The 17,141-nt window shown below is 68.4% G+C and carries 15 protein-coding genes and 1 tRNA gene; 9 read left to right on the top strand and 7 right to left on the bottom strand.

The features are described 5' to 3' along the window. The first annotated feature begins 523 nt into the window (after positions 1–523). The 5 genes from AB0D66_RS11555 (at position 524) to AB0D66_RS11535 (ending at position 6,231) form a co-directional block, all read left to right on the top strand. A complete protein-coding gene (locus AB0D66_RS11555; protein ID WP_362300277.1) occupies positions 524–1,759 on the top strand; it encodes a branched-chain amino acid ABC transporter substrate-binding protein in 1,236 nt (411 codons plus the stop codon). A gap of 137 nt (positions 1,760–1,896) precedes the next feature. Further along, complete coding sequence (locus AB0D66_RS11550; RefSeq protein WP_362300274.1) at positions 1,897–2,829, top strand: branched-chain amino acid ABC transporter permease; 933 nt, start codon at positions 1,897–1,899, stop codon at positions 2,827–2,829. A 5-nt stretch (positions 2,830–2,834) separates the two neighbouring features. Then, positions 2,835–4,556: a branched-chain amino acid ABC transporter permease gene (locus AB0D66_RS11545; protein WP_362300272.1), complete on the top strand. Its 1,722-nt coding sequence runs from the start codon at positions 2,835–2,837 to the stop codon at positions 4,554–4,556. Continuing rightward, the gene (locus tag AB0D66_RS11540; RefSeq protein ID WP_362300269.1) at positions 4,553–5,518 is read left to right on the top strand and encodes an ABC transporter ATP-binding protein; all 966 of its coding nucleotides are present in this window, start codon (positions 4,553–4,555) and stop codon (positions 5,516–5,518) included. The genes AB0D66_RS11545 and AB0D66_RS11540 overlap by 4 nt, the downstream gene beginning before the upstream one ends. After that, positions 5,515–6,231: an ABC transporter ATP-binding protein gene (locus AB0D66_RS11535; RefSeq protein WP_362300264.1), complete on the top strand. Its 717-nt coding sequence runs from the start codon at positions 5,515–5,517 to the stop codon at positions 6,229–6,231. Before AB0D66_RS11540 ends, AB0D66_RS11535 begins: the two co-directional genes overlap by 4 nt. Before the next feature lie 60 nt (positions 6,232–6,291). Here AB0D66_RS11535 and AB0D66_RS11530 read toward each other — a convergent pair whose 3' ends face one another. Both AB0D66_RS11530 and AB0D66_RS11525 read right to left on the bottom strand, forming a co-directional pair. Then, the gene (locus AB0D66_RS11530) at positions 6,292–7,458 is read right to left on the bottom strand and encodes a GDSL-type esterase/lipase family protein (RefSeq protein ID WP_362300260.1); all 1,167 of its coding nucleotides are present in this window, start codon (positions 7,456–7,458) and stop codon (positions 6,292–6,294) included. Positions 7,459–7,530: 72 nt separating this feature from the next. After that, positions 7,531–8,187 carry a response regulator gene (locus AB0D66_RS11525; RefSeq protein ID WP_362300257.1) on the bottom strand — a complete coding sequence of 219 codons (657 nt, stop codon included), beginning with the start codon at positions 8,185–8,187 and terminating at the stop codon, positions 7,531–7,533. Between the two features lie 97 nt (positions 8,188–8,284). Here AB0D66_RS11525 and AB0D66_RS11520 point away from each other — a divergent pair. Together AB0D66_RS11520 and AB0D66_RS11515 are read left to right on the top strand one after the other, a co-directional pair. Continuing rightward, positions 8,285–8,367 (top strand) — tRNA-Leu (locus AB0D66_RS11520). An 84-nt stretch (positions 8,368–8,451) separates the two neighbouring features. Further along, the gene (locus tag AB0D66_RS11515) at positions 8,452–9,240 is read left to right on the top strand and encodes a helix-turn-helix domain-containing protein (protein ID WP_362300254.1); all 789 of its coding nucleotides are present in this window, start codon (positions 8,452–8,454) and stop codon (positions 9,238–9,240) included. On the opposite strand, the gene AB0D66_RS11510 is transcribed toward AB0D66_RS11515, so the two are convergent. Then, positions 9,241–9,696, bottom strand: coding sequence for a MarR family transcriptional regulator (locus tag AB0D66_RS11510; RefSeq protein WP_362300252.1), 456 nt, complete (start codon positions 9,694–9,696; stop codon positions 9,241–9,243). 60 nt (positions 9,697–9,756) lie between these two features. Here AB0D66_RS11510 and AB0D66_RS11505 point away from each other — a divergent pair, with 60 nt between their 5' ends. Next, entirely contained in the window at positions 9,757–10,008 is a 252-nt protein-coding gene (locus AB0D66_RS11505; RefSeq protein WP_069919821.1) for an EF-hand domain-containing protein, read from the top strand. 106 nt (positions 10,009–10,114) lie between these two features. On the opposite strand, the gene pyk is transcribed toward AB0D66_RS11505, so the two are convergent. Together pyk and AB0D66_RS11495 are read right to left on the bottom strand one after the other, a co-directional pair. Next, positions 10,115–11,542, bottom strand: a complete 1,428-nt coding sequence (pyk, locus tag AB0D66_RS11500) for a pyruvate kinase (RefSeq protein WP_362300247.1) — start codon at positions 11,540–11,542, stop codon at positions 10,115–10,117. Positions 11,543–11,688: 146 nt separating this feature from the next. Beyond that, positions 11,689–12,402, bottom strand: coding sequence for an SIMPL domain-containing protein (locus AB0D66_RS11495; protein WP_362300245.1), 714 nt, complete (start codon positions 12,400–12,402; stop codon positions 11,689–11,691). A 66-nt stretch (positions 12,403–12,468) separates the two neighbouring features. Between AB0D66_RS11495 and AB0D66_RS11490 the strand changes: the two genes are divergently transcribed. Continuing rightward, complete coding sequence (locus AB0D66_RS11490) at positions 12,469–14,289, top strand: 5'-nucleotidase C-terminal domain-containing protein (RefSeq protein ID WP_362300242.1); 1,821 nt, start codon at positions 12,469–12,471, stop codon at positions 14,287–14,289. 13 nt (positions 14,290–14,302) lie between these two features. Here the strand turns inward: AB0D66_RS11490 and AB0D66_RS11485 are convergent, their stop codons facing one another. Both AB0D66_RS11485 and AB0D66_RS11480 read right to left on the bottom strand, forming a co-directional pair. Further along, complete coding sequence (locus AB0D66_RS11485) at positions 14,303–15,715, bottom strand: SidA/IucD/PvdA family monooxygenase (RefSeq protein ID WP_362300239.1); 1,413 nt, start codon at positions 15,713–15,715, stop codon at positions 14,303–14,305. Continuing rightward, positions 15,712–17,109, bottom strand: a complete 1,398-nt coding sequence (locus AB0D66_RS11480; RefSeq protein ID WP_362300236.1) for an aminotransferase class V-fold PLP-dependent enzyme — start codon at positions 17,107–17,109, stop codon at positions 15,712–15,714. Before AB0D66_RS11480 ends, AB0D66_RS11485 begins: the two co-directional genes overlap by 4 nt. Between the last annotated feature and the right edge of the window lie 32 nt (positions 17,110–17,141).

Raw genomic sequence — 17,141 nt, 5'->3', positions numbered from 1 at the left:
CGGGTGCGCTGTCCGGCTTCCGGGCACTCGGCGCCGTTTCGCCGAACCGCAGGTGAAGCGCGGTTTCGACTCCGGGACAAGATCCATCCCGCTCCAGTGGATCACCGGAGTTGATCACGCTCCGTAATGACCATGCCGTACCGAATCCCCCTTTAACGCAGGGAATGGCCACCCGCTGGATCCTTTCGGACACGCGCTGCCACATTCGGCCGAATTTGATCTAAGACAGGTGCATGGAGGCCTCAAGCCCCTTAGGGGAACAGGTATTTCTCAGGATGCGGACATTCTCCGACGCCGGTAAATGCCCGTTCTGTCCACACTCCCACCACGCATTCTTGGCCTTGGCATAACAAGAGCGTCACATCCTCCTTTCTCCGCTCCCCGTGTTCGCCACCTCGGGCCTAGAGTCACGGCCAGTCACCGCGCCGCTGGGCGCGACCAGCACGGCCGCTGTACATCCCAGTGCGGCCCGGCGACCGAACGGCACCTCACAGAGGGAGCCGCGCCAGGGAAAGGAAGAATCGTGCGACACCGTTCTTTGCTCGTCCTCACCACCGTGATCACCACGGGAGCACTGACCCTCACCGCCTGCGGATCGCGCGACGAGGCGAAGGGCGGGGACAAGTCCGACGGGAAGAAGACCGTCGTCGTCATCGGCGTGGACGCTCCCCTCACCGGCTCGCTCTCCGCCCTCGGCCAGGGCATCAAGAACTCCGTCGACCTCGCGGCCAAGACGGCCAACAAGAACAACGAGGTCCCCGGCATCGAGTTCAAGGTCGAGGCCCTCGACGACCAGGCGGTCCCCGCCTCCGGTCAGGCCAACGCCACCAAGCTCGTCGGCAACAAGGACGTCCTCGGTGTCGTCGGCCCGCTGAACTCCGGCGTCGCCCAGCAGATGCAGGGCGTCTTCGCCTCGGCGAACCTCGCGCAGGTCTCCCCCGCGAACACGAACCCCTCCCTCAGCCAGGGCGACAACTGGGGCAAGGGCGAGTTCAAGCGCCCCTTCCCGACCTACTTCCGCACCGCCGCCACCGACGTGGTCCAGGGCAAGTTCGCCGCCCAGTACCTCTTCAAGGACGCCGGCAAGAAGAAGGTCTTCGTCGTCGACGACAAGCAGACCTACGGCGCCGGCCTGGCCGCCATCTTCTCCGACGAGTTCAAGAAGCTCGGCGGCGAGGTCGTCGGCACCGACCACGTCACCGTGAAGGAGACCGACTTCTCCTCCACCGCCGACAAGGTCAAGTCCTCCGGCGCCGACTCCGTCTACTTCGGCGGCCAGTACCCCGAGGGCGGCCTGCTCGCCGACCAGATCAAGAAGACCGGCGCCAACATCCCGCTCATGGGCGGCGACGGCATCCAGGACCCGGCCTTCATCAGCGCCTCCGGCGAGGCCAACGAGGGCGACCTCTCCACCTCCATCGGCTACCCGGTCGAGAAGCTCCCCACGGCCAAGCAGTTCATCGAGGACTACAAGGCCGCCGGCTACAAGGACCCGTACGCCGCCTACGGTGGCTACTCCTACGACGCCGGCTGGGCCGTCGTCCAGGCCGTCAAGGCCGCCGTCGCCGCCAACGGCGGCAAGCTGCCCACCGACGCCCGCGCCAAGGTCGTCGAGGCCCTCGGCAAGGTCTCCTTCGAAGGCGTGACCGGCAAGGTCGCCTTCGACCAGTACGGCGACACCACCAACAAGCAGCTCACGGTCTACAAGGTCGAGGGCGGCAAGTGGATCGACGTCAAGAGCGACACCTTCAACCAGTAGTCCCCCCGTCCCGCTAGCCGGGACCCCGGGCCGGTCCACACGCCGGCCTGACCCCCTCAGAAAGAACCAGCCGCGCGAGGGCGCAAACAGCGCCCTCGCGCGGAGTCTTATCCGACACGCTCATCGGAGGCCCTGCGGTGCACGAACTGCCGCAACAGCTGGCCAACGGCCTTGCCCTCGGTGCCCTTTATGGCCTCATAGCCATCGGGTACACCATGGTCTACGGCATCGTCCAGCTCATCAACTTCGCCCACGGCGAGATCTTCATGATCGGCGGCTTCGGCGCGCTCACCGCCTACGCCGTCCTCCCGACCGGCACCTCCCTGCTGATCGCGATACCCATCATGATCGTCGGAGGCGCACTCGCCTCGGTCCTCGTCGCCACCGCAGCCGAACGCTTCGCCTACCGCCCACTGCGCAGCGCACCACGGCTCGCCCCGCTCATCACCGCAATCGGCCTCTCGATCGCGCTCCAGCAGCTTGTCTGGCAGTTCTACCCGGACGCCAAGAAGGCCGTCAGCTTCCCTGAGTTCAAGGGCGCCGCCTTCAAGATCACCGACAGCCTGGCCATCCAGCGCGCGGACCTCTTCGTCCTCATCCTCGCCCCGCTCTGCATGCTCGCCCTCGGCGTCTTCGTCTCCAAGAGCCGCAGCGGCCGCGCCATGCAGGCCACCGCGCAGGACCCCGACACCGCCAAGCTGATGGGCATCAACACCGACCGCATCATCGTCATGGCCTTCGCCATCGGTGCCGCGTTCGCCGCCGTCGCCGCCGTCGCCTACGGCCTCGACAAGGGCCAGATCAACTTCGAGATGGGCTTCATCCTCGGACTGAAGGCCTTCACCGCCGCCGTCCTCGGAGGCATCGGCAACATCTACGGCGCCATGGTCGGCGGCGTCGTCCTCGGCCTCGCCGAAGCCCTCTCGATCGCCTACATCGAAGAGATCCCCGGCATGCAGCAGCTCGGCGGTGGAGCCTGGTCCAACGTCTGGGCGTTCGTACTCCTCATCGTCGTCCTCCTCGTGCGGCCCCAAGGCCTGCTCGGCGAGCGCGTCGCGGATCGGGCGTGAGAACCATGACCACCAACACCACCCCGCAGACCGCCGTCGCCAAGCAGGGACCCGCCCCCGCCGCACTCCTCTACGCGGTCATCGGCGGCAGCCTCCTCACCGTCGTCAGCGCCTTCCTCGCCTGGACCTGGACCGCCGACTTCCCCGGCGACCTCACGTACTACGGCAGCCCGGCACCCATCCAGTTCCTCAGCCTCGTCGCCGGACTCCTCACCGCCGCCTTCGCGCTCTCCGCGCTCGGCACCAAGGGCCTGCGCTGGCTCACCCCCACCGGCGCCCGCAAGCCCGTGTGGATCCTCGCACTCGGCACCCTCGCCGGCACCTGGTTCACGGTCATCGCCATCGCCGTCGTCCTCGGCGGCTTCGCCCACCTGGAACCCGGCGCCTACGTCGCCCTCGTCGGCTCGCTCATCCCGGCCCTCGCCGCGTACAAGCTCCCCGACGACAGCCACAAGGCGGCCCCCGCCAAGCAGCTGCCCTCCTGGGCCGAAATCCTCCTCATCACCGGAGTGTTCGCCCTCGGCCTCTACGTCATCACCTTCGGCATCGACACCGATGACAAAGAACCGCAGCTCTTCGTCACCTACCTGATCATCGTCGGCTTCGCCGCCTTCGCCCTGCTCAAGGCCGGCCTCTTCGACCGGCTCGGCACCCTCACCGCGAAGCACCGCCAGGTCACCCTCCTCGGCACCGCAGCCGCCGCGATCGCCTTCCCCTTCATCCAGCAGAGCGGCGACACCTACACGCTCATCGCGGTCAACATCCTGATCTTCGCGACCGTCGCCCTCGGCCTCAACGTCGTCGTCGGCCTCGCCGGCCTCCTCGACCTCGGCTACGTCGCCTTCCTCGGCGTCGGCGCCTACGCGGCCGCCCTGGTCTCCGGAAGCACCGCCTCCGCCTTCGACATCCACCTGCCCTTCTGGGCAGCCGTCCTCGTCGGCGCCCTCGCCTCGCTCATCTTCGGCGTGGTCATCGGCGCACCCACCCTCCGCCTGCGCGGCGACTACCTCGCCATCGTCACCCTCGGCTTCGGAGAAATCTTCCGCATCGCCATGGGCAACCTCGACGGCACCTCCGGCCCCGACATCACCAACGGACCCAACGGCATCCCCAACATCCCCCACCTCGAACTCTTCGGGTGGAACTTCGGGGAATCCCACAACGTCCTAGGCATCACCCTCGGCGCCTACGCCAACTACTACTTCCTGATGCTGCTCGTCATGGCCCTGGTCGTCCTGGTCTTCGCCCGAGCCGGCAACAGCCGCATCGGCCGCGCCTGGGTCGCCATCCGCGAAGACGAGACCGCCGCCGAAGCCATGGGCATCAACGGCTTCAAGGTCAAGCTCATCGCCTTCGCCCTCGGCGCCACCCTCGCCGGCCTCGCCGGCACCGTGCAGGCACACGTCAACACCACGGTCGTCCCCGAGAACTACGTCTTCGCCGGACCCGTCCCGCCGAACTCCGCGTTCCTCCTCGCCGCCGTCATCCTCGGCGGCATGGGCACCATCCGCGGCCCCATCCTCGGCGCCGCACTCCTCTTCCTGATCCCGGCGAAGCTGGCCTTCCTCCAGGACTACCAGCTCCTCGCCTTCGGCATCGCCCTCATCCTGCTCATGCGCTTCCGCCCCGAAGGCCTCATCGCCAACAAGCGGGCGCAGCTCGAGTACCACGACGACACCGCTGACCAGGCCCCCACGGACCTGGCCACCGCCAAGGCGGGGGCGTGAACGACATGACCACCACAGACACCACCACCACGACCACCGTGCTCGAAGCCAGCGGCGTCACCATGCGCTTCGGCGGCCTCACCGCCGTCAAGGGCGTCGACCTCAAGGTCAACGCAGGCGAAATCGTCGGCCTCATCGGCCCCAACGGCGCCGGCAAGACCACCTTCTTCAACTGCCTCACCGGGCTCTACGTCCCCACCGAAGGCACGGTCACCTACAAGGGCACCGTCCTGCCGCCCACACCCCACAAGGTCACCGCAGCAGGCGTCGCCCGCACCTTCCAGAACATCCGGCTCTTCCACAACATGACCGTGCTGGAAAACGTCCTCGTCGGACGCCACACCCGCACCAAGGAAGGCCTCTGGTCCGCCCTCCTGCGCGGCCCCGGCTTCAAAAAGGCCGAAGCCGCCAGCGAAGCACGCGCCATGGAACTCCTCGAGTTCATCGGCCTCCAGCACAAAGCCCAGCACCTCGCCAAGAACCTCCCCTACGGCGAACAGCGCAAGCTCGAAATCGCCCGCGCCCTCGCCAGCGACCCCGGCCTCATCCTCCTGGACGAGCCCACCGCAGGCATGAACCCGCAGGAAACCCGGGCGGCCGAAGAACTCATCTTCGCCATCCGCGACAAGGGCATCGCCGTCCTCGTCATCGAGCACGACATGCGCTTCATCTTCAACCTCTGCGACCGCGTCGCCTGCCTCGTCCAAGGCGAAAAGCTCATCGAAGGCACCGCCGCCGAAGTCCAAGGCGACGAACGCGTCATCGCCGCCTACCTCGGCACCCCCTTCGAAGGCGCCCCCGGCGACGAAGAAGTCGCCGAAGTCGAAGCCGCCGAAGCCCACGCAGAAGCCGAAGCCGCCGAAACCGCGGCCCAGGACGAGGGCGAAACCGCCGAAACCGAAGCCACCCAGGCCGACGCCGACGCGGACAGCACCACCCGCACGGAAGGAGAGGCCAAGTGACCGCACTGCTCAAGGTCGAAGACCTCAAAGTCGCCTACGGCAAGATCGAAGCCGTCAAGGGAATCTCCTTCGAAGTCAACGAAGGCGAAATCGTCTGCCTCGTCGGCACCAACGGCGCCGGCAAGACCACCACCCTGCGCACCCTCTCCGGGCTCCTCAAGCCCACCGCGGGCAACATCACCTTCGACGGCCACCCCCTCGTCGGCGTCCCCGCCCACCGCATCGTCTCCATGAAGCTGGCCCACTCCCCCGAGGGACGCCACATCTTCCCCCGGCTGACGATCGCCGAAAACCTCCAGCTCGGCGCCTTCCTGCGCACCGACAAAGAAGGCATCGAAAAGGACATCCAGCGCGCCTACGACCTCTTCCCCATCCTGGGAGAGCGCCGCAAGCAGGCCGCCGGAACCCTCTCCGGCGGCGAACAGCAGATGCTCGCCATGGGCCGCGCCCTCATGTGCCAGCCCAAACTGCTCATGCTGGACGAGCCCTCCATGGGCCTCTCCCCCCTCATGATGCAGAAGATCATGGCAACCATCGCCGAACTCAAGGCCACCGGCACCACCATCCTGCTCGTCGAGCAGAACGCCCAGGCCGCCCTCTCACTCGCCGACCAGGCGCACGTGATGGAAATCGGCAAGATCGTGCTCTCCGGCACCGGCCAGGACCTCCTCCACAACGAGGACGTCCGCAAGGCCTACCTCGGCGAGGACTGACCACACACGTGTGAGGCCCGCCTCCCCTCGGGGGGAGGCGGGCCTCACGCACGTCCAGGATCAGGCGGCGAACGGACCCCCGCCACCGAACACCAGCTCCGCGAACCGCTCACCGATCAGACGGTGCCCCGCCGTATCCGGGTGCAGCCGGTCCGGCAACGGCAACGCCGCGAAATCCGCCTCGCCGTAAAGCGAAAGCCCATCCAGGTAATACAGGTTCTTGTCCTCGGCCGCCCGCTCCGACACGATCCGCTCCAACTCCGCCCGGATCACCTTCAACGTCAACCGGCCCGCCGCCACCTCCGCCGCATCACCCGTCGCCCGGTAACGCATCACCTTGCCGTCCGGATCCGGCGCCGTCGGACCCGGCGTGTCCTCATGCATCGGACACAGCACCGGCGACACCACCAGCAACGGCGTATCCGGCTGACCCTCCCGGATCGTGTCCAGGAACCCGTGCACCGCCGGAGCGAACGCACGCAACCGCATCAGATCCGTGTTCACCAGAGCAATACCGATCTTGACGCTGATCACGTCCGCCGGCACATCCCGCATCGCACGCGCCGTGAACGGATCCAGCAGCGCATTGCCACCCAGCCCCATGTTGACCAGGTCCACCCCACCCGCCGCAGCCGCCACCGCCGGCCACGTCGACGACGGGCTCTCCGCGTTCGTACCCTGACTCAGCGAACTGCCGTGATGCAGCCACACCCGGCGGCCGCTCTCCGCCGCCGCCTCCACCGGAGCATCCGTCCGCAACGCGATCAGCTCCGTCCGCTCGTTGTGCGGCAGCCAGATCTCAACGTCCTTCAGCTCCGCCGACAACCCGGCGAACCGAGCCGTACCCGACTCACCCGACACCGACTCCGACGTCAACGTCTGCATGTTGAAACGGAACTCATGGCCACCGTCCACCGTGGCCCGACCCGCCGGCCGACCATCCACGAACAGGTCGTACACACCCTCGGCGTTGTCCTGACCACCCTGGAACACGATCTTCGTCGGCATCGTCTCCAACTCGATCACCGTCGCCCGCGTACGGAACACCAACCGCACACCCGACGGCTGCGCCTCCACCGTCGCCAACTGCGCCGCCGGATGCTGCTTCCGCGCCCACGCGGGCATCCGGTGCGGCAGCAGGCCCAGCTCCGTCCGCTCCACCTCGAGAGCGCCGCGCAGCAGCGGCTCGATGGGCGTGGTGATCCATTCCGTCACATGAGAGGTCATGCTCACACGCTGCCCACCGGCACTCGAGGCCCGCCGGTGCGGGCCTCGACCCGTCGCGCGTAACGGGACCCGTCAGCTGTTGGCGGCGTTCTGCTTCTTCTCCTCGGCGTCCTCGATGACCGCCTCGGCGACCTGCTGCATCGACATGCGGCGGTCCATCGACGTCTTCTGGATCCACCGGAACGCCGCCGGCTCGGTGAGCCCGTACTGGGTCTGCAGGATGCTCTTCGCCCGGTCCACGAGCTTGCGGGTCTCCAGCCGGAGGGAAAGGTCCGCGACCTCCTTCTCCAACGCCTTCAGCTCAGCGAAGCGCGACACCGCCATCTCGATCGCGGGCACCACGTCGCTCTTGCTGAACGGCTTCACCAGGTACGCCATGGCACCGGCGTCACGGGCCCGCTCGACGAGGTCGCGCTGCGAGAACGCGGTCAGCATCAGCACGGGCGCGATGGACTCCTCCGCGATCTTCTCGGCCGCGGAGATCCCGTCCAGGACGGGCATCTTCACATCGAGGATGACCAGGTCGGGGCGGTGCTCCCGGGCGAGCTCCACGGCCGTCTGCCCGTCCCCGGCCTCACCGACGACGGAGTACCCCTCCTCCTCGAGCATCTCCTTCAGATCGAGACGGATGAGCGCCTCGTCCTCGGCGATGACGACGCGGGTCGTCAGCGGCGGAACGTGCGACTGGTCGGCGTCGGGCGTGGGCGTCGACTCGTGCGAGGCGGTCACTTGAGGGCTCCTCTATGCGCGGCTGTGCTGCTGCTTGGATGAGCCTACCTAGCTGCGATACGCGATGGTCACCCGGTACACTCCGACGAGCAACCCTGCCGGGTTGGTGGAATGGCATACACGGATGTCTCAAACACATCTGCCCGTGAGGGCTTGCGGGTTCGAGTCCCGCACCCGGCACTGTCCGAAAAGCGGACGTTCACCTTCGCATGAACGTTCGCTTTTTGCTGCGCAGAGTCATTCTGCGACACGCACAGTGGCGTCATGGAGTTCCACAGCCTCGAAGTACGCCAGACGGCCCTCGCCCTGTTGCGCGGCGGTACCCGGAATGCCGATGTCGCTCGGCACCTGAACGTGCCACGCGGCACCGTCGGCTACTGGAAGCACAAAGACCGGGCCCGGCGTGGCGAATGCCCGGGCCCGCACAGGCCGGATTGCCCGCGATGCGACGGCAGCCCCCTGGATGCACAGGCCTACGCCTATCTGCTTGGTCTCTATCTGGGAGACGGCCACATAAGCCACTACTCAAGGCACCGAGTACCCAGCCTCATGATCACCTGCGACGACCACTGGCCTGGACTCATGGACGCTGCCGAAGAGGCCATGCGCCGGGTATTACCCTCAAATCAGGTCTGCCGCGTCCGCAGGACAGGTTGCCACAACGTGAAGGTCACTTCGAAGCACCTGACCTGCCTGTTCCCGCAGCACGGCCCCGGCAAGAAGCACGAGCGGCGGATCGCCCTCGAGGACTGGCAGCAGGCGATCGTCGACGCTCATCCGTGGGAGTTCATCCGAGGGCTGATCCACTCCGACGGGTGTCGGATCACGAACTGGACCACCCGGACGGTCGGCGGGGTGAAGAAGCGCTACGAGTACCCCCGGTACTTCTTCACCAACAAGTCCGACGACATCCGCCGGCTCTGTACCGACACGCTCACCAGGGTCGGCGTCCAGTGGACGATCACCGCTCGCGGCAGTGACCCGTACAACGTGTCCGTCGCCCGCAAGGAGTCCGTCGCGCTGATGGACGCCCACATCGGGCCGAAGTACTAGCTAGGGCAGGTCCCCCTCCCCGCCCAGGTTGGCGACCAGGCGGCGCAGGACGTTGATGGTGGCGGCGTAGGCCTCGTCGTCGATGCCGTCGCGCATGCGGGCGTGGACCGCGGCGTTGCGGGTGTGGGCGCGGAGGCGGCCGGCTTCGCCTTCGGGGGTGAGGGTGAGGGTGCCGTCGGGTTCGGTGAGCCAGCCGCGGGCGGTGAGGTCCTCGTAGACGGTCTCGAAGTCGGTGTTCTGGTCGTCGAAGGGGGCGAGCTTCGCGGTGAGGGCGGGGCGGGTCCAGCCGCCGGGGTTGCCGGCGACGTGGTTGAGGGTCCACCAGTGGGGTTGGGTGAGGTCTTCCTCGGCGAGGGCGGTGCGGAGGCCGCCTATGGCGAGGTTGGCGGCTTCGCGGGTCCAGTAGCCGATGGGCTGGGCGGCGATGCGGTCCTGGGGGTAGTCCTTGATCGTCATGTGGTTGACCGTAGGACCTAAAGTCGGCTTGAGGTCAAGCACACGAGATGGGGACATGTGATGAGCGAGAAGGCCCGCAAGTTGTTCGACGCGCTGGATCTGAACGCGGACGGTCGGTTGACGCGGTTCGAGGTGATCGACGCGTTGCGGTCGAAGGGGCCGACGCTGGCGGCCCGGGGGGATCTGCCGTTCTGGGGGTTGGGGGATGCGGATGCGTCGTCGGCTCTGTTCGATGCCGCGGATGCGAACGGGGACGAGGAGTTGTCGTTCGAGGAGTTCGCGGCGGTCGTGGATCGGCGTTTCGGCTGGTAGCCGGGGGCGGGGCGCGGTGACCGCGTCGGGCGGGTGCTTGGCGGGTTGCCCGACGCGGTGCGTGTGGTGCGTGTGGTGCCGGAGCCGCGGCTGCCGCGGCGGGCGGTCAGCGGACGGGGTCGCCGATGTGGTGGATGCGGACGAGGTTGGTGGATCCGGTGACGCCGGGGGGTGAGCCGGCGGTGATGACGACGGTGTCGCCGGGGATGCAGCGGCCGATGCGGAGGAGTTCTTCTTCGACTTGGGCGACCATGGCGTCGGTGGATTCGACGTGGGGGCCGAGGAAGGTTTCGACGCCCCAGGTGAGGTTGAGTTGGGAGCGGGTGGCGGGGTCGGGGGTGAAGGCGAGGAGGGGGATGGGTGAGCGGTAGCGGGAGAGTCGGCGGACGGTGTCTCCGCTCTGGGTGAAGGCGACGAGGAATTTGGCGTCGAGGAAGTCGCCCATTTCGGCGGCTGCGCGGGCGACGGCTCCGCCTTGGGTGCGGGGTTTGTTGCGGTCGGTGAGTGGGGGGAGGCCCTTGGCGAGGATGTCTTCTTCGGCGGCTTCGACGATGCGGGACATGGTGCGGACGGTTTCGACGGGGTATTTGCCGACGCTGGTTTCGCCGGAGAGCATGACGGCGTCGGTGCCGTCGATGACGGCGTTGGCGACGTCGGAGGCTTCGGCGCGGGTGGGTCGGGAGTTGTCGATCATCGAGTCGAGCATCTGGGTGGCGACGATGACGGGTTTGGCGTTGCGCTTGGCGAGTTTGACGGCTCGCTTTTGGACGATGGGGACTTGTTCGAGGGGCATTTCGACGCCGAGGTCGCCGCGGGCGACCATGATGCCGTCGAAGGCGGCGACGATGTCGTCGATGTTGTCGACGGCCTGGGGCTTTTCGATCTTGGCGATGACGGGGAGGCGTCGGCCTTCCTCGTCCATGATGCGGTGGACGTCTTCGATGTCGCGGCCGCTGCGGACGAAGGAGAGGGCGATGACGTCGGCGCCGGTGCGCAGGGCCCAGCGGAGGTCGTCGATGTCTTTTTCGGAGAGTGCGGGGACGGAGACGGCGACGCCGGGGAGGTTGAGTCCCTTGTGGTCGGAGACCATGCCGCCTTCGATGACGGTGGTGTGGACGCGGGGGCCGTCGATGGCGGTGACTTCGAGGGTGACGCGGCCGTCGTCGACGAGGATGCGTTCGCCGGTGGTGACGTCGGTGGCGAGGCCCTTGTAGGTGGTGCCGCAGGTGTGGCGGTCGCCTTGGTGGTCTTCGACGGTGATGGTGAACTCGTCGCCGCGTTCAAGGAGTACGGGGCCTTCGTGGAATCGGCCGAGTCGGATCTTCGGGCCTTGAAGGTCTGCGAGGATGCCGACGCTGCGGCCGGTTTCGTCGGAGGCTTTGCGTACGCGCTGGTAGCGCTCCTCGTGTTCGGCGTAGGTGCCGTGGCTGAGGTTGAGGCGGGCGATGTCCATTCCGGCTTCGACCAGGGCTTTGATCTGGTCGTATGAGTCGGTGGCGGGGCCCAGGGTACATACGATTTTCGCTCGGCGCATGGGGCGAGCGTATTCCCCTACCAGGGAGTAGGAAATTGGTTCCGGGTGTCCGCTCAACAACCTTTGAGCAAAAGGTTGTTGACAATTGTTGAATGTGCATGGGGGTGCTCTGATGAGCACCCCCGGAGCGCGTTGTGGGGGGTGTTTCAGAGCTGGGGCGGGGTCATGGTGAAGCGGGCGTTCACTTGGGCGTAGACGGTCTGGCGCTGGGGTTCGAGGTCGAGGGGCGGGGCTCCGGCGTCCTCGGCGGCGCTGAAGGCCATGGTGCGCATGCCGCCGGCTTGGCCCGGGGGGAAGGGGGCGGCGTTCTCGGCGCCGAGGTCGGCGAGTTCGACGAGGGCGGCGAGGCGGGCGCCGAGGGCTTCGGCGTATTCGCGGGCGCGCTGGACGGCTTCGAGTACGGCTTGGCGGCGGGCTTCGCCGTGGGCGGGTGAGGTGGGGCGCAGGGCCCACCAGGGGCCGTCGACCTGGGTGAGGTCGAGGTCGGCGAGGCGGGTGGTGAGTTCGCCGAGTGCGGTGAAGTCGCTGAGTTCGGCGGTGATGTGGACGCGGCCGTGGTAGGCGCGGATGCGTTCGGCGCGGCCGTGGCGGGTGAGTTCGGGGGTGATGGAGAAGGCGCCGGTTTCGAGTTTCTCGACGGGGTCGCCGTAGCTTTTGATGAGGTCGAGGACGGCGGTGTTGCGGTGGGTGAGGTCGTCGAGGGCGGTGCGGCGGTCGGTGCCGCGGGCGCTGACGGTGATGCCGATGCGGGCGATTTCGGGGTCGACTTCGAGGCGGGCTTCGCCGCGGACGGCGACGCGGGGCACTTCGGGGGTTCCGTAGGGCTGGGGGGTCGTGTCGTGCGATGCGTCCTGGGTCATGGCTTCACTGTCGCACTGTGGGTGAGAATCTACGCGCGTTGTTCACGCCTCTGAAGGGGAGATGGCATGGGGTTCGACCGTAGGGCTTTTCTTGGGACGACGGCTGCGACGGGTGCGGCCGTGGCGTTGGCGGGGGCTTCCGGCGCCCCGGCCGCGGCCGCGGACCGGCCGGTGCCGGCGAAGGGGCCGGGGAGGGGGCCGGGGGCGCGTACGTACGCGTTCACGGTGATGGGGACGACGGATCTGCACGGGAACGTCTTCAACTGGGACTACTTCACGGACCGGGAGTTCGACGACAAGGCGCACAACGATGTGGGTCTGGCGAAGATATCGACGCTGGTGGACCAGGTGCGGGCGGAGAAGGGGCGGCGGAACACGCTGCTGATCGACGCGGGTGACACGATCCAGGGCACGCAGCTTTCGTACTACTACGCGAAGGTGGATCCGATCACCGCGCGGCAGGGTCCGGTTCACCCGATGGCGCAGGCGATGAACGCGATCGGCTATGACGCGGCGGCGCTGGGGAACCACGAGTTCAACTACGGCATTCCGGTGCTGCGCAAGTTCGAGGAGCAGTGCGACTTCCCGCTGCTGGGGGCGAACGCGCTGGATGCCAGGACGCTGCGGCCGGCGTTCGCGCCGTACAGCATGCACTGTCTGCGGACGCCGCACGGGCGGGATGTGAAGGTGGCGGTGCTGGGGCTGACGAACCCGGGGATCGCGCTGTGGGACAAGGCGAACGTGCAGGGGAAGATGACGTTCCCCGGGTTGGAGGAGCAGGCGGCGAAGTATGTGCCGAAATTGCGTTCGATGGGTGCCGACGTGGTCATCGTGTCCGCGCATTCGGGTTCGAGCGGGACGTCGTCGTACGGGGATCAGCTGCCGTACGTGGAGAACGCGGCGGCGCTGGTGGCGGAGCAGGTGCCGGGGATCGACGCGATCCTGGTGGGGCATGCGCACACCGAGATCCCGGAGTACCGGGTGCGGAACGAGGCGACCGGCCGGGACGTGGTGTTGTCGGAGCCGTTGAAGTGGGGGCAGCGGCTGACGTTGTTCGACTTCGAGCTGACGTGGGTGAAGGGCCGCTGGTCGGTGGCGAAGGTCGCGGCGCGGGTGCTGAACTCGAATACGGTGGCGGAGGATCCGAAGATCACCGGGTTGCTGTCGGACGAGCACCGCAAGGTCGTGGCGTATGTGAACCAGGTGATCGGTACGTCGACGCAGGCGATGTCGGCGGCGGAGGGGCCGGTCAAGGACGTGGCGATCATCGACTTGATCAACCATGTGCAGGCGGAGACGGTGCGGGCGGCGCTGTCCGGTACGGAGTGGGCGGGCCTGCCGGTGGTCTCGCAGGCTTCGTGCTTCTCGCGTACGGCGGCGATTCCGGCGGGCCGGGTGACGATCCGCGATGCGGCGGGCCTGTATCCGTTCGAGAACACGCTGGAGGCGCGGCTGCTGACGGGCGCGCAGGTGAAGGACTATCTGGAGTATTCGGCGCGGTACTACGTGCGGACGGCGCCGGGTGAGGTGGTGGATCCGGCGAAGCTGACGAACGCGGAGGGCGTTCCGGACTACAACTACGACGCGGTGTACGGGTTCTCGTACGAGGTGGATGTGGCGCAGCCGGTGGGTTCGCGGATCGTGGGGCTGTCGTTCGAGGGGGAGCCGGTGGATCCGGCGGGGCGGTTCGTGTTGGCGGTGAACAACTACCGGGCCTCGGGTGGCGGGAATTTCCCGCATGTGCCGCAGGCCAGGCAGTTGTGGGCGGATTCGGACGAGATCCGTAACACGATCATCCAGTGGGTGAAGGCGAAGGGGACGGTGGATCCGGCGGGGTTCGCTTCGGTGTCGTGGCGGTTGACGCGGGAGGGTGTGCCGGTGTTCTAGCCGGTTTCGTCGGTCAGGGGTGTTCGACCAGTGGGAGCAGCTCGCCTGTGGGTTGGGGGCGGGTGTGCTCCCGCTGTTCGAGGCCGAAGGTGGTGAAGGCGGTGCGTGCGGGTTGGGGGTAGGGGTTTTTGCCGGTGAGGGTGTTGAGGATGGCGGCGCTGCGCCAGGCGGCGAGGCCGAGGTCGGGGGCTCCGACGCCGTGGGTGTGGCGTTCGCCGTTTTGGACGAAGATGCTGCCGGTGAGGGCGGGGTCGGTGATCATCCGGTAGCGGTCGTCGATGCGGGGGCGGCCGGAGGAGTCCTTGCGCAGGTAGGGGTCGAGGCCTGCGAGGAGGCTGGTGAGGGGGCGTTCGCGGTAGCCGGTGGCGAGGACGACGGCGTCGGTGGTGAGGCGGGAGCGGGTTCCCTGGTCGGTGTGTTCGAGGTGGAGTTCGACCTTGGTGGTGGCGACGCGGCCGGCGGTGCGGACGTGGACGCCGGGGGTGAGGACGGTGTCGGGCCAGCCGCCGTCGAGGGTGCGCCGGTAGAGCTCGTCGTGGATGGCGTTGATGGTGTCGGTGTCGATGCCCTTGTGGAGTTGCCATTGGGCGGGGACGAGCCTGTCGCGGACGGGTTCGGGCAGGGCGTGGAAGTAGCGGGTGTAGTCGGGGGTGAAGTGTTCGAGGCCGAGTTTGGAGTACTCCATGGGGGCGAAGGAGGGGGTGCGGGCGAGCCAGGTGAGGCGTTCGCGGCCGGCGGGGCGGGCGCGCAGGAGGTCGAGGAAGACCTCGGCGCCGGACTGGCCTGATCCGATGACGGTGACGTGTTCGGCGCCGAGGATGCGGGTGCGGTTGTCGAGGTAGTCGGCGGAGTGGATGACGGGGACGGTGGGGGCTTCGGCGAGGGGGCGCAGGGGTTCGGGGATGTAGGGGGCGGTGCCGATGCCGAGGGCGAGGTGGCGGGTGTGGGTGCGGCCGAGGGCTTCGGCTTCGCCGTCGGGGTCGAGTTGGGTGAAGTCGACTTCGAAGAGCTCGTGTTCGGGGTTCCAGCGGACGGCGTCGACTTGGTGGCCGAAGTGGAGTCCGGGGATGCGGCCGGCGGCCCAGCGGCAGTAGGCGTCGTATTCGGCGCGCTGGATGTGGAACTGCTCGGCGAAGTAGAAGGGGAAGAGCCGTTCCTTGTGCTTGAGGTAGTTGAGGAAGCTCCAGGGGCTGGCCGGGTCGGCGAGGGTGACCAGGTCGGCGAGGAAGGGGACTTGGAGGGTGGCTCCGTCGATGAGGAGTCCGGGGTGCCAGCGGAAGTCGCGGCGCTGGTCGTAGAAGGCGGTGGCGAGTTCGCCCGCGCCTTGGTGGGGCAGGCCGTGGGCGAGGGCGGCGAGGGAGAGGTTGAAGGGGCCGATGCCGATGCCGACGAGGTCGTGGGGGGCTTCGGGGTGTGCGGCGGTCATGGGTGGGTGCTGCCTTCCAGGTGGGCGATGAGGGTGTCCAGGTCTGCTGCGGTGGTGTGCGGGTTGAGCAGGGTGGCTTTGAGCCAGAGGCGGCCGTCGGCGCGGGTGCGGCCGAGGACGGCTTGGCCTTGGTGCAGGAGGGTGCGGCGCAGGGTGGCGACCTGGGTGTCATCGGCGTGGGTGGGCCGGAAGAGCACGGTGGTGAGGGTGGGGTGTGCGTGGAGGGTGAGGTGGGGGTGGGTGTGGATGCGGTCGGCGAGTTGTTGGGCGAGTGCGCAGGTGTGGTCGATGAGGTGGGTGAGGCCGTCGCGGCCGAGTGAGCGCAGGGTGGCGGCGATTTTGAGGGTGTCGGGGCGGCGGGTGGTGCGCAGGGAGCGGCCGAGGAGGTCGGGGAGGCCGGCTTCGGTGTCGTCGGGGGCGTTGAGGTAGTCGGCCTGGTGGGCGAGGGGGGCCAGCAGGGCGGTGTCGGGGACGGCGAGGAGTCCGGCGGCGGCGGGCTGCCAGCCGAGTTTGTGCAGGTCGATGGTGAGGGATGCGGCTCGGTCGAGGCCGGTGACTTTGTGCCGGTGGCGGGGGGTGAGGGCGAGGAGCCCGCCGTAGGCGGCGTCGATGTGGAGGTCGGCGTGGTGGTGGTCGCAGAGGTCGGCGATGCGGTGGAGGGGGTCGACGAGTCCGGCGTCGGTGGTGCCGGCGGTGGCGGTGACGAGGACGGGGCCGGGGGTGGTGGCGAGGGTCCGGGCGAGGTCGTCGGGGTGGAGGGTGCCGGTGGGGGTGGGGATGGCGGTGGCCGGGGGGAGGCCGAGGAGCCAGGCGGCGCGGGGGATGGAGTGGTGGGCGTTGGCGCCGTGCAGGACGGTGAGGCGGGGGCCGTGGCGTTCGCGGGCGAGGAGCAGGGCGAGTTGGTTGGCTTCGGTGCCGCCGGTGGTGACGAGGGCGTCGGCGTTTGGGGTGTCGTAGAACTCGGCGGCGAGGGTGCGGGTGACGAGGGCTTCGATGGCGGAGGCGGCGGGGGCCTGGTCCCAGGAGTCGAGGGAGGGGTTGAGGGCGCTGGCGGCGAGGTCGGCGGCGGCTGCGACGGCGAGCGGCGGGCAGTGGAGGTGGGCGGCGCAGAGGGGGTCGGCGGGGTCTGCGGCGCCGGCCGCGAGGGTGTGGACGAGGGTGCGGAGCGCTTCGTGGTCGCCGGTTCCGCGGGGCGGGAGTACGTCGCCCAGTGCGGCCCGGACGCGGGCCGTGAGGGGGTCGGGGCCGCCGGCCGGGAGTGGCCCGCCGCGCTCCTCGGCTCCGGTGCGCAGTGCGTCGAGGACGGTGTCGAGGAGGGGGCGCAGGGCTGCGGGGCCGCCTGTTCCGCCGGCGAGGGGCGGGGTGCCTGTGCCAGTGCCGGGCGGCGGGGTCATCGGGGTCCTCCGGGGCTGGGAGGGGTGCGGGG

This window comes from Streptomyces sp. NPDC048270 (assembly GCF_040652335.1).
Lineage (GTDB): Bacteria > Actinomycetota > Actinomycetes > Streptomycetales > Streptomycetaceae > Streptomyces.
Note: the sequence above shows the minus strand (reverse complement) of the source record. Positions and strands in the feature narration are given on the sequence as shown.